Below are 12,465 nucleotides of genomic sequence, written 5' to 3'. Positions count from 1 at the left end.
AGATGTTGAGAATCAGCGAATGACGTTGATCAAATCCGAGATCATGCTCTGCGCCGTCGACATCACCCGGGTGTTGGCCGAGTAGGCCTGCTGGGTGACGATCATCTTGGAGAATTCGGACGCCACGTCGGTGTTCGACTGCTCGACGTTGGCCCCCACCACCGTGGTGTCGCGCAGGCCGCTCAGCGGCTCGCCCGAATTGGTGGTCTGCTGGTAGTTGCCGAGCGAATCGGGCTTGAGCCCGTCGGGATTGATGAACTGCGCCACCGCGACCCGGGCGAGTTCGAGGGTCTTGCCGTTGGAATAGGTGCCGCTGATGACGCCGTTCTCGCCGACATCGACCGCGTTGAGCGAGCCCGAGGCGTAGCCGTCCTGCTTGAGCGCGTTGGTCGAGACCGTGCCGCTCGACGAGGCGTACTGGGTCAGGCCGCCGCTGAGGTCGAGGGTGATGGGGCCGACCGGCACGTCGTCCACCGTCAGGCTGGGGATCGCCAGGGTGCCGCCCGCGGGCGTCGTGAGTTGGCCGTTGCTGAACTGGAACGCCTGTCCGACATTGGTCCAGCTCGTCTTGCTGCCCGAGACGCTGGTCTTGTCGGCGTAGAACAGGTTCCACGTGTCCTTGGTGGCGGGCGTGGTCGCGCTGCTGGCGTTGGCCACCTTGGCCCAGCGGGTCTGCAGGCTCACCGGCGCGCCCGAGGCGTCGTAGACGGTGAGCGCGGGGCCGGCGATGCTGTTGTCGATCAGGGTCTGCGCGCTGGTATCCGCCGGCACCGTCTTGCCGGTCTCGTTGCCCTCGGTCACCAGCCAGTCGCTGCCCTCGACGTTCTGCAGGAGGCCGTTGTTCGCCTTCGGGCCCGTCGTGTTCGGCGTGCGGGGGAGGTTGGCCGCGTAGGTGATCGTGCCCGTGGCCTTGGCCGGCAACAGGTCGTTCGAGATCTGGATCGGGCCGTTGGAGACCGTCTGGCCCGTCGCCGGGTCGAGGCTCGCGCCGGTGAGGTAGGAGCCCGCGCCGTTGACGAGGTAGCCGTCCTTGTCGGGGGAGAAGTCGCCGCGGCGGGTGTAGAGGTTGTTGCCGGAAAACGCCGTGCCGCCGCCGGAATCGACGGACTTCTTCTGCACGACGAAGAAGCCGTTGCCGTTGAGCGCCATGTTGGTCGAGACGCCGGTGTCGCGCAGGTTGCCCTGGATCGTGTTGGTCAGCTCGGAATAGGCCGCGACCGTGCCGGCGACCTGATGCTTGGTGTCGCGCTCGGCGATCAGATCGACGAAGTTGGTGTCGATGCGCTTGTAGCCGGTGGTCTGCGAGTTCGCGATGTTGCCGGAGATGTTGTCGAGGGAGAAGGCCTGCGCCCTCAGGCCCGAGACCGCCGTCTGCAACGCGGAAAAAACGTCCATGGCCCTGGCTTCTCCCAAAGGACCGCTCGCGGCGGCCCGCACCTCGGGACGGGACGGGGCAACCCCCGTGCCAGCGCCAAGTCGTTGAAATCATTGAGATCGATGGAGTCGCGCCCGGCAGATTCGGACCGCGTCGGGGTTTGAGGCCGGCAGAAACTGCCGCCTCGCGTCGTTTACGCCCCGTTATGTCGAATGTTGTTAGCGTGCGCTGCTGGCCTTCGCCCGGACGAGATCGATGAAAAGCAAGAGGACGAGCCTCGTCCACCTGATCTACTTCTCGCGGCTGAACCTCTCGGCCGACCCGGCCGCGCGGACCAAGCAGATCGGCGAGATCACCCGTCAGGCGCAGAAGAAGAACGAGTTCGCGGTCATCACGAGCTTCCTCATCATCGACGGCCCGTTCGCGCTCCAAGTGGTCGAGGGCGAGCGGCAGTCGGTCCACGAGACGTTCCAGCGCATCGCCAGCGACAACCGCCACCGCGACGTGCAGATCGTCGAGTGGCGCGAGATCGTGAAGCGGGAATTCGTCACCTCCTTCACCACGGTGACGCGCGGACCGAACAACGAGGTCCATTTCGCCAAGGCCGGGCTGTTGCCGATGCTCCAGCGCGGCACGCCGAAGGGGGCCGCGATCCACGGCCTCGCCGCGACCCTCCAGGCCGAATCGATGGCCAAGCAGGGCATCGATCACTTGTTCGTGTAAGGTAGAAGGCCTCACAAGGGCTGCGGGAACCCATGAGTGACACCCTCCCCATCCTGATCGTCGACGACCAGCCCAAGCTGCTGCGGCTCGTCATCGAGTTGATGACCCGGCTCGGCTTCCCCGAGGTCGAGGGCGTGGCCGACGGCGCCGAGGCGCTGATCCGCCTGCGCGAGCGCCGCTACGCCCTGGTGATCTCCGACCTCGCCATGGAGCAGATGGACGGCTTGCAGCTCCTGCGCGAGATCCGGGCCGACGACACCCTGATGAACACGCCCTTCATCCTCACCGAGGCCTCGTTCGACTTCGAGGACATCAACCTCGCCCACGTCGCGGGCGCCGACGCCTTCATCCTCAAGCCGTTCGACATCAACTTGCTCAAGACCAAGCTGAAGCAGGTGCTCAACCGCAAGCCCCGCCGCCGCGAAGCCCCGCTGCCGCCGGAATCGACGCTGAGCCAGGAATTCCCGCTGCTCGGCAAGTTCTGAGCGCCGCTTCTCCCATCGAACCCCCTCATCCTGAGGTGCCGCGCAAGCGGCCTCGAAGGAGGGCTCCAGAAGTCGCTGAGCGAACTGGAGCCCTCCTTCGAGGCTACGCTTCGCTCCGCACTTCAGGATGAGGGTTGAGGGTTGGAAAACCGTCGGAGAAAGCCGCTTCGCGACCGAAGTCGCGCGCCCGAACCGCAAATCGCCCGCACAAGCCGCCCCCGATGCCGAAAGCGACCGGCGCGGGTATTTCGTGAGGCGCCCTTAACCTTGTTCCGCTAAAGAGATCGGACGAGGGAGCGGCTCAGGACACCATGCGATCGCCTGCCGAACATCGTGCCGACACGCGCCCGCCGCCCCCATCGGAGGCCGGCGACGGGGCGCCCCTCGATGCCGCGGCCCTGCCCGAGACCATCCGCGAGCGCGTCCTGCAGGCCGGCCTGTGGCTCGGCCTGATCGTCGTCGCCCTCGGGATGAGCGTGCTCGGCGTCCAGTTCGGCCTCGATCCGGCCGCCCGCAGTGACGTCGTCGCGGCCGCGGTGGCGGCGGCCCTGCTCCTCGTCGCCCTGACCCTGGTGCGGCTCGCCCACGACATCGTCCGCAGCGCCGAGCACGCCGGACAACTCGCCGCCGCCATCGCCGAGGGCCCCGCCGCGGCGGCGCACGGACGGACCGGACTGCTCGACTTCGACACCCTGCTCGACCGCCTCGCGAGGCTGCGCGCCGCACGCGACGACCTCGCCGGGCACGTCGCCGCCGCTCGCCGCTCGCCCGAGGCCCGGATCGGCGCGGCGCTTGCCGCCGGCCTGTCCGGCGCGGCGGTCGCCGTCCGGCTGGCCGAGGCCGACGGGCGCGTCGCTCTCACCGGCCCCGCCGCGGAGGTTCTGGGGGAGGGGGACGAGACCGTCCTGCCCGACGGGCGCCGGTTCCGCGCCGCCCGCGCCGCCCTGCCGGACGGAGCCGGGCTGACGCTGCTCATCGACGTCACCGAGGGGCGGGCGCGCGAGGCGGCCCTGAGCGAGCGCCTGTGCCGGCTGGAGACGGCGCTCGACACCATGCCCCAGGGCTTCCTGCTCTACGACGCCGCCCACCGGCTGCTGGCGGTGAACCGGCGCTACCACGAGATCTTCCGCCTGGAGCCCGGCCGCGTCGTCCCCGGCATGAACGCCGCGGAGGTGCTGCGCCTCAACATCGAGGCGGGGAGCCATCCGGAGGCGAGCGTCGCGGATGCGCTGGCCGAGGTCGATGCCCTGCTGCGCTCCGATGCCGCCACGCAGGTCCAGCGGCTGGCCGACGGGCGCGTCGTCTCGGTGGCGATGCATCCGCTGCCGCATGGCGGCTTCGCGGCGATCTACGAGGACGTGACCGAGCGCTGGCAGGCGGAGGCCCGCATCGCCCACATGGCCCGGCACGACGCGCTGACCGACCTGCCCAACCGCCTGCTCCTGCGCGAGCGGATCGAGGGCGCGGTGACGCTGGCGCGGCGCGATACGGGCTTTGCCGTGCTCTGCCTCGACCTCGACAACTTCAAGCAGATCAACGACACGCTCGGCCACGCCGTCGGCGACGAACTGCTGCGGGCGGTGGCCCACCGCCTGCGCGCCTGCCTTCGCGAGGTCGACACCGTGGCGCGGCTCGGCGGCGACGAGTTCGCGATCATCCAGGCCGGGGTCGAGGGGCCGGAGGATGCCGGCACGCTGGCGCGCCGCATCCGCGACGTGGTGAGCGCGCCCTACACCCTGACGCACCACGCGGTGACGGTGGGGGTCAGCATCGGCATCGCCATGGCGCCCGCCGACGGGCTGGAGCCGGACCGCCTGATGCAGCGCGCCGACGTGGCGCTCTACCGCGCCAAGGCGGACGGGCGCGGGGTCTACTGCTTCTTCGAGCCCGAGATGGACGCCCGCCTCCAGGCACGGCGCGCCCTCGAACTCGATCTGCGCGCCGCCTTCGAGGCCAAGGCGTTCGAGCTGCACTACCAGCCGATCTACGACGTCGCCGCCGAACGCATCTGCGGCTTCGAGGCGCTGCTGCGCTGGACCCATCCGGTGCGCGGCCGGGTCGCGCCCGCCGAGTTCGTGCCGCTGGCCGAAGAGATCGGCCTGATCGTGCCGCTCGGCGAATGGGTGCTGCGCCAAGCCTGCCGCGCGGCGGCCGGCTGGCCCGACGACCTCAAGGTCGCGGTCAACGTCTCGGCGGCGCAGTTCACCTCGTCGGGCCTCATCGCCACGGTGCGCGACGCGCTCACCGAGAGCGGCCTGCCCGCCCGCCGGCTCGAACTCGAGATCACCGAGAGCGTGCTTCTGGTCAACGGCAACGCCACGGTGGCGATCCTGCACGGCCTGCGGGGCCTGGGCGCCCGCATCGCCATGGACGATTTCGGCACCGGCTATTCGAGCTTGAGCTACCTGCGCAGCTTCCCCTTCGACAAGATGAAGATCGACCGCTGCTTCATCCGCGACCTCACGGTCGAGCAGGGTTCGGGCTTCATCGTGCGGGCGGTGATCAGCCTCGCCTCCAGCCTCGGCATGACCACCACGGCGGAGGGCGTCGAGACCCCCGAGCAGCTCCGCCGCCTGCGCGAGGAGGGCTGCAACGAGGTCCAGGGCTACCTGTTCAGCCCGCCGGTGCCGGCGAGCGAGCTGCCGGCGCTGCTGAAGGCGTGGAACGGGGGCGGGCGGCGCGCCGCGTGATCACGCCGCCTCCCGCGCGGGCGGCCGCTCCCGCGACACCTTCGCCACCGCCTCGCGCAGGGTGGCGAGGTCGGCGTCCGGGGCCATGCCGGCGGTGGCCAGATGCCGCCGGAACGCCCGCGCGCCGGGCCGCCCGTTGAACAGGCCCAGCATGTGCCGGGTGAAGGAATGCAGCCGCGCGCCGGCGGCGAGCGCGTCGTGGATCGTTGGCGCCAGCGCCTCGACCGCGGCGAAGGCGTCCGCCACCGGGGCGGGCTCGCCGAAAATCTCGGGATCGACGCCGAGCAGGAGCGCCGGCTCGGTATAGGCGGCGCGCCCCACCATCACGCCGTCGACCTCCGTCAGACGTTCCCTCGCGGCCTCCAGGGTCGCGATGCCGCCGTTGATCGCGATCGGCAGGCCGGGCCGGGCCGCCTTGAGGCGGGCGACGCGGCCGTAATCGAGGGGCGGCACGTCGCGGTTCTCCCGCGGCGACAGACCCTTGAGCCACGCCTTGCGGGCATGCACGATCAACCCGTCGACGCCCGCCGCCACGACCGCTTCAGTCATGGCGTCGAGGGCGGTTTCGGTATCCTGCTCATCGACGCCGAGGCGGCACTTCACCGTCACCGGCACGGAGACGGCGGCCTTCATCGCCGCCACGCACTCGGCCACCAGGGCCGGCTCGCGCATCAGGCAGGCGCCGAAGCGGCCCTCCTGCACCCGGTCGGACGGGCAGCCGACATTGAGATTGATCTCGGCATAGCCGAATTCCTCCGCGATCCGCGCCGCCCGCGCGAGATCGCCGGGATCGGAGCCGCCGAGCTGCACCGCCACCGGATGCTCCATGGCATCGAACCCGAGCAGCCGCTGCCGGTCCCCGTGCAGCACCGCCCCCGTGGTTACCATCTCGGTGTAGAGCCGGGCCCGGCGCGACATCACGCGATGGAACGCCCGGCAATGCCGGTCGGTCCAGTCCATCATCGGGGCGACGCTGAACCGCCATCCGCTCAGATTGCCGGGAATCTCGACGCCCGCAGTCACTTCACACCCGTTTCCTGCCGTGCCCGGTCGGCCTCGGGCAGGCTCGTTCGTTACGCATTCCGCAGCGATGCCGTCGCCATGAGCCCATGCCGTCCGCGCAAGCCGGGGCAACGTTGGCCCCGCGGGATACCACGCGCAGGCCCCGGTCCAAAGGGATGGGGTCGCACACCGGTTCGATCCGAGAGTTGCGCCCGACCCCGTCGGGCCGGGCGCAGCTCCAGGTCTTCGTTAGGCCGCCTCGTCCTTCAACGAAGCGACGTCCACTCCGTCGGACAGCGCTTTAGAGCATCGTCTTGGATACTTGATCCGGAACGATGCTCTAAGCTTCTGTGCCGCATCGTCTTTTCCGAAAGCCGGACACCACCTTTCGGGACGATGCTTTAGTAGGCGTTGAGCGCCAGTCGCTGAAGCGTGGAGTTGGCGCCGTTCTTCTGCGAGGGCGCCAGACAGTTCTTCTCGACGCCGACGATGTAGCGGTTGGCGTCGCAGCCGGGCGTTTCGAAGAACGCACGGCCGAAGCCTTCGATGTGGTTGCTCTCGACGGTCACGTTCTGCGTTCCGTATTCGAACGTGTCCTTCGTCAGGCCGACGCCGTGGTTGTAGCTGCCGCCCGCGAAATCGAGCGTACCCCAGGTGTCGACGTTGCGCAGGACGTTGCCCGAAACCATGCCGGCCGAAGCCCCGACGATGGAAATCGCCGCGACGACGGTGCTGTTGGAGACGCTCAGCGGCTTCTCGGGATTGGTGAGACGCCGGCCGACGTTCTTGATCACGTTGCCCGTGGCGATGCATTCCTCACCCGCGAGGATGAGCGCCTGTCCCTCGATCCGCTCCATCATGTTGAGGCTCGCCATCATGCGCGTGCCGTAGGTCGGGCCGCCGACGCTCGCGGCCTTCAAGCCGTTGCCGCAGTCGAGCAGCTTGTTCTTGTCGTAGATCACCCCCTGGAAGGAACGCTTGTACGACGCCGCGTTGCCGCAATAAGCGAAGTAGTTGTTGCTGACCGAGGCCATGAAGCCGGAGGGAAGGCCGAGGTAGTCCGTCCGTTCTTCGGTGAAGAAGTTGTTGCCGTTGTTGATCTGGACGCCGCCGGCGGTCGCCGTGCCGGCCGCCTGGAAGACGAAGCTGTTGTTGTCGATCTTCTGGACGTGGCACCAGCGCTTGGGCAGGGTGATGCCGTCCCAGGTCCGCCCGCTGTCCGGCCAGATGCGCTGCCCGGTCTGAAGGCCGTGGTTGGCGCGCTGGACGAGCACGAGCGGGGAGCCGGCCGCGACCGTGTAGAGCGCCTGCCCGTACTGGACCGGGATGAACTGCGCGTGTTTCGCGGTCGTCTCCTGCTGGTTCTCGTGCCAGAGGATGAGTTCGCCGCCATCGCTGCCATCGGTTCGCGCGCGGTCGGTCCACACGGGCGTTCCGACGCAGACGCCGGACGAGGCCCGGATGACGTAGTCGCTCTCGCCGACGACGAGGACTTCGTAATACACGTCCTTCAGGAAGTTGAGCCCCTGAATGGTGTGATTGCGCGAGAACACCACCTTGTCGCCGACCCAGGTCTGCGTCTGCCGATCCGGCCAGTCGACGACGAGGCGATTGTCGCCTTCGGCGAGCGGCTTGAAGTATTGGGCCCGAACGGTGGGCTGGTCTTTGATGCCGTAGGGAACTTCGACGGTGTTCATCTGGCCGCTGTCGTAGACGCCGCAGTCGTAGCCGCCGATGAAGACGTTGTCCTCGATGGTCTCCTGGAAGCACTGGTGCGTGCCGAACAGGGTGTCGATCCAGCCCGCGGTGGTCGTGTTGGCGCCGATCCTGGTGTCGGCGATGGGCTGGTAGGCGGTGCCCGTGTTCGGGTTGAGCGTCCGGTTGTCGTACCGCTCCGTCAGGCCGCCGAGGAACTTGTTGCGCTTGATGAAGGTGCCCGAATAGAACGCGATGTCGAGAAGACCCGAGCCCGATCCGGTCGGGAGGTTGGGGTTACGGCCTTGACCGGCCTCGTAGGTCTTCTTCGCGTCGGAGTATTCACGACCGTCGAAAATGATGCCTTCGATGTGAATGGCATTCTTCACGTCGAGACCGCGGCCGGACTTGTCGGCGAGCGGTCCGGTCGGGCTCGGGCCCTGGAACGTGCACATGATGGCGGTGGTGTTGGCGAGTTCGGCGCCCAGCGTGAAACGCGTCTTGCCGGTGCCGATCCACTTCAGGGGCGCGTCGCCGCGGTAGCGGACGCAGGCGTTGGGCCAGAGAGAGGCCGGAACCTTCTTCTTGATCTTGTATTCACGACTTCCGAAATGCACCTCCTCGCCGCTGGCCGCGGCGTTGTTGAGGCAGTCGGTCATGTCCGCCTCGGTATCGCTCGAATACCCTGCGAACTCGCTGATATCGCGCATCGGTGATCCTTTGTTGTGTGATCGCCTTTCCGCCGTTTCACCACGTCGTGCGGAAGCCGCTGACGAGAGTCAGCGACGGTTTATTGCGTGGCTTGGGGCTGGGCGGCGGCTCGGCCGCGGGCTCGATTCACAGATCGAAGCTTCGCGACATCGCGAAGTCTTCGTCCACACTTCTCGAGCGTCGGATATCTCTAGCTCGGGAGCGTCGCGCTGTCAAAGCTAAAATTCCTATCATAGGGAAATATGTCGGACGTGGCCAGATCGGCGCGCCGCGCTCGGCGGCATGCGGACGTAGGGTCGCCGCGGATGACATCGTCCGGGGCGGCAAGGAGGCCGGGTGCCCGTGGCGCGCCGTCGGCAAGGCGACGGCGCTACGACATCCGGTCGCCGGACGGGCCCGGACAGAGGAAGAGAGGGACATGCCGCGGCGTTGTCAGCGCCGCATCATCGCGGAATGCGGCGCGCATCTCGACGTGGTGCCGCTCTTCGACGCTCGCACAGCGAGATCGACCGCAGCGCCCTGCCGGAGGGCAGCCTCGTCATCACCTACGACGAGGTCGTCGAGGGCTTGGACTATCCGGAAAAGCTGACATATCGCCCGGGCCACTTCGTGGATCGGGACCTCGATCTGCCGGTGATCTGGTTCTTCCGCCGCTACGGCGGCTACCGGCGCTACTGGCTCACCGAATACGACGTGCGCTTCAGCGGCCACTGGATGGTCCTGTTCGACCATTTCCGCGACAACGCGATCTCCTCGCCACGACGATCTTCGAGTTTTCGATGCGGATTCGTCCTGAGCGAATCCGGCAAGATCGATCGCGAGATGCCGAACATGCTCTGAAACCCGTTCAAGGATTAGGCATCGGCCGCCTCAGGCGCAGCTCGAAGTCCGTTCGAATCGGCTTCTCGCACTCACCCTGGATCGATTCCTCCAACCCTCACCCTCATCCTGAGGTGCTCCGCGAAGCGGAGCCTCGAAGGAGGGCTCCAGGGATCGCGCGTCTACTGGAGCCCTCCTTCGAGGCCCGCCGAGGCGGGCGCCTCAGGATGAAGGGACTGGGTGGGATCAGTCGTGCCGGTGCGCGTGTCCGTGATCATGCGCGTGGGCATGCCCGTGATCGTGCTTCTCGGCGTGATGATGATGGTCGTGGCTGTGGTCGTGACCGTGATGATCGTGAGAATGATCGTGCCCGCAGGTGCTGTGGTCGTGGGCGGCCTTTTCCGGGCGGAAGGCGCGGGAGACCGGCTCGGCGGAGCAGCCCGAGCCGCGCACCAGCTCCGCCGCGCTCGCCGGCACGTAGAGCACGTCGGCGCCGACCTCGGCCGGGACGTGGCTGCCGCCGAGCTGCCACGCGAGGCGCAGCAGCCGGGCCGGGCTGCCGGCGCGGACTTCGAGCAGGGCCTCCTCGGCGGCCTTGATGCCGACGAGGCGCCCGTCCTCCAGGCGCAGCGCATCGCCGTCCTCCAGGCCGGAGGCCCGCTCCAGGGCGAGATCGACGCAGAAGCCCCCCGCCGTGTGGAAGTGGGCGTGCGCCTTTGCGCGGGCCGCATGGTCGAGGGTCAGCGTATCGACGACCTGCTCGGGCCGGACGGCGGCCTTGCGGACGATCTGGCGGGCTATGGGCATGGCATCCTCGGGACGGTCGTGCGGGCCGTGAAGGCCGACGTTTTTGCAACAGGTGCGCCTCAGATGGCAGGCGCGGGCCGAAAAGTCATGCCCCGGCGTGAACCGGTCGCAATCTTGGCCGTTTCACGTGCCGGTGCTGAGAGACCACCGGTGCCCGGCGGAAATCGTGTCCGCGACGAGGCCGGAGTGCCGTTGCACAAGGGAGTTGCACGACCATGAAGACCCTGATCGCCGCCGCGCTCGCCGGTAGCCTCGCGCTCTCGCTCGGCGCCTGCAACACGCCCCAGGACCGCGCGCTCGGCGGCGGCGTCCTCGGCGCCGGCCTCGGCGCCGCGGTCGGCGGCCTCGCCACCGGCCGGGCCGGCGGCGCGCTCGCCGGTGCCGCGATCGGCGGCGCGGGCGGCGCCATCGCCGGTGCCGCCACGGCCCCGCGCTGCCCCTACGGCACCTACCGCGACGAGTTCGGCAACGTCTACTGCCGCTGATCCCAGCGACCCGTCATCGGGAAGGGCCGGGGCTCGTGACGAGCCCCGGCCCTTCCTCGTTTCCGAGCGGGCTTGCGCCGCGCCCCGCTTTGCGGCGTTAAACTCAGGCGATCGATTCCCCTTCCCAAAAATCTCCGAGCGCCCGTGCCCCGTCCCTATCCCTTGCGCGTCCCCTCGAACGGAGCCGGCCGGTGAGCGGCGGCCTCTGGGGCAAGATCGGCGGGGCCGGGCTCGGCGGGCTGGTCGGCGGGCCGATCGGCGCGCTCATCGGCGGCGTCGCCGGCCACTTCCTCGTGGACCGCGAGGGCGCGCCGTTCGGGCCGACGCCGCGGGACGTGGTGTTCACCACCGGCCTCGTCGCGCTGGCAGCCAAGATGGCGAAGTCCGACGGCGTGGTGACGGATTCCGAGATTCACGCCTTCGGGCAGGTGGTGCAGGTCGAGCCGGAGGCGCGGGCCGGCGTGGAGCGCCTGTTCGACCTCGCCAAGGCGACGACCGACGGGTTCGAGGCCTATGCCGGCCAGCTCGCCGCGACCTTCGGCGACGAGCCCGCGCTCTTGGAGGACGTGCTCGACGGCCTGTTCCATATCGCCAAGGCCGACGGGGCGATCCACGAGAAGGAGGAGCGGTATCTGCGCGCGGTCGCCGCCCTCTTCGGCTTCGACGACGACGCCTTCCGCCGCATCGCCGCGCGCCACGTCCGGCTCGCCGACGATCCCTATCTCGTGCTCGGCCTGGAGCGCTCGGCGGACGACGCCGCGCTGAAGGCGGGCTATCGGCGGCTCGTGGCCGAGACCCACCCCGACCGGGCGCTGGCCCGCGGCCTGCCGCCGGAGGCGGTGACGATCGCGACCCGGCGGCTGGCGGCCATCAACGCCGCCTGGGACCGGATCGCGGCCGAGCGGGGCCTGCGGTGACCTTTTCGCCCGATTCCCCGCATGTCGCCGAGGTGCTGGCCTCGCCGAACCGCGGCGAGCGCATCGGCGGGCCGACCGATCTGCTGATCCTGCACTACACCGGTATGGCGACGGGGGCGGGCGCGCTCGCGCGGCTGCGCGATCCGTCGGCGGAAGTCTCGGCCCACTACCTCGTGTTCGAGGACGGGCGCGTGGTGCAGCTCGTGGCCGAGGCCCAGCGGGCGTGGCATGCCGGGCGCGGCTTCTGGGCCGGGATCACCGACATCAATTCCCGCTCGATCGGCATCGAGATCGTCCATCCGGGCCATGTCGGCGGCCTGCCGCCCTATCCCGACGCGCAGATACAGGCCGTCATCGCCCTGTGCGCCGACATCCTCGCCCGCAATCCGATCCCGGCGGCCCGCGTGCTCGCCCATTCCGACGTGGCGCCCGCCCGCAAGGAGGACCCCGGCGAGAATTTCCCGTGGGACCGCCTCGCGGCGGCCGGCATCGGCCACTGGGTCGCGCCGGCCCCGATCCGCGACGGGCGCTTCTTCGCCATGGGCGAGGCGGGCGAGCCCATCGCCGCGCTCCAGGCGATGTTCGCCCTCTACGGCTACGACCAGCCGGTGACGGGCCAGTTCGACGAGGGCCTGCGCGCGGTCGTCACCGCCTTCCAGCGCCATTTCCGGCCGGCCCGCGTCGATGGCGTGGCGGATGCCTCGACGATCACGACGCTGCGCGACCTGATCGCTGCGGCTCCGCCCCCCGGGTGAG

At 69.1% G+C, this 12,465-nt stretch carries 11 protein-coding genes; 7 read left to right on the top strand and 4 right to left on the bottom strand.

Going from position 1 to position 12,465, the window contains the following annotated elements:
• Window positions 1-12: 12 nt before the first annotated feature.
• A complete protein-coding gene (locus AAHG03_RS11595; protein ID WP_342150821.1) occupies window positions 13-1,395 on the bottom strand; it encodes a flagellar hook protein FlgE in 1,383 nt (460 codons plus the stop codon).
• A 235-nt stretch (window positions 1,396-1,630) separates the two neighbouring features.
• Between AAHG03_RS11595 and AAHG03_RS11590 the strand changes: the two genes are divergently transcribed.
• The 3 genes from AAHG03_RS11590 (at window position 1,631) to AAHG03_RS11580 (ending at window position 5,273) form a co-directional block, all read left to right on the top strand.
• Window positions 1,631-2,098 (top strand): BLUF domain-containing protein, encoded by a 468-nt coding sequence (locus AAHG03_RS11590; RefSeq protein WP_342150820.1) that lies wholly within the window; start codon window positions 1,631-1,633, stop codon window positions 2,096-2,098.
• Window positions 2,099-2,130: 32 nt separating this feature from the next.
• A complete protein-coding gene (locus AAHG03_RS11585) occupies window positions 2,131-2,583 on the top strand; it encodes a response regulator (protein WP_342150819.1) in 453 nt (150 codons plus the stop codon).
• Window positions 2,584-2,894: 311 nt separating this feature from the next.
• A complete protein-coding gene (locus tag AAHG03_RS11580; protein WP_342150818.1) occupies window positions 2,895-5,273 on the top strand; it encodes a putative bifunctional diguanylate cyclase/phosphodiesterase in 2,379 nt (792 codons plus the stop codon).
• Here the strand turns inward: AAHG03_RS11580 and dusA are convergent, their stop codons facing one another.
• Window positions 5,274-6,296, bottom strand: coding sequence for a tRNA dihydrouridine(20/20a) synthase DusA (gene dusA, locus AAHG03_RS11575; RefSeq protein ID WP_342150817.1), 1,023 nt, complete (start codon window positions 6,294-6,296; stop codon window positions 5,274-5,276).
• Window positions 6,297-6,676: 380 nt separating this feature from the next.
• Window positions 6,677-8,680: a hypothetical protein gene (locus tag AAHG03_RS11570; protein ID WP_342150816.1), complete on the bottom strand. Its 2,004-nt coding sequence runs from the start codon at window positions 8,678-8,680 to the stop codon at window positions 6,677-6,679.
• A 454-nt stretch (window positions 8,681-9,134) separates the two neighbouring features.
• Here AAHG03_RS11570 and AAHG03_RS11565 point away from each other — a divergent pair, with 454 nt between their 5' ends.
• On the top strand, window positions 9,135-9,521 hold the full coding sequence (locus tag AAHG03_RS11565; protein ID WP_342150815.1) for a DUF3405 domain-containing protein: 387 nt from the start codon (window positions 9,135-9,137) through the stop codon (window positions 9,519-9,521).
• A 225-nt stretch (window positions 9,522-9,746) separates the two neighbouring features.
• Here the strand turns inward: AAHG03_RS11565 and AAHG03_RS11560 are convergent, their stop codons facing one another.
• Entirely contained in the window at window positions 9,747-10,307 is a 561-nt protein-coding gene (locus tag AAHG03_RS11560; RefSeq protein WP_342150814.1) for an urease accessory protein UreE, read from the bottom strand.
• A gap of 215 nt (window positions 10,308-10,522) precedes the next feature.
• Here AAHG03_RS11560 and AAHG03_RS11555 point away from each other — a divergent pair, with 215 nt between their 5' ends.
• From AAHG03_RS11555 to AAHG03_RS11545, 3 genes are all read left to right on the top strand, one after another.
• On the top strand, window positions 10,523-10,792 hold the full coding sequence (locus AAHG03_RS11555; RefSeq protein WP_056240730.1) for a hypothetical protein: 270 nt from the start codon (window positions 10,523-10,525) through the stop codon (window positions 10,790-10,792).
• Window positions 10,793-10,983: 191 nt separating this feature from the next.
• Window positions 10,984-11,709, top strand: coding sequence for a TerB family tellurite resistance protein (locus AAHG03_RS11550; RefSeq protein ID WP_342150813.1), 726 nt, complete (start codon window positions 10,984-10,986; stop codon window positions 11,707-11,709).
• Entirely contained in the window at window positions 11,706-12,464 is a 759-nt protein-coding gene (locus AAHG03_RS11545; protein WP_342150812.1) for an N-acetylmuramoyl-L-alanine amidase, read from the top strand. Before AAHG03_RS11550 ends, AAHG03_RS11545 begins: the two co-directional genes overlap by 4 nt.
• The last annotated feature ends 1 nt before the right edge of the window (window position 12,465 follow it).

The sequence above is a fragment of the Methylorubrum subtropicum genome, assembly GCF_038442325.1.
GTDB lineage: Bacteria > Pseudomonadota > Alphaproteobacteria > Rhizobiales > Beijerinckiaceae > Methylobacterium > Methylobacterium subtropicum.
Note: the sequence above shows the minus strand (reverse complement) of the source record. Positions and strands in the feature narration are given on the sequence as shown.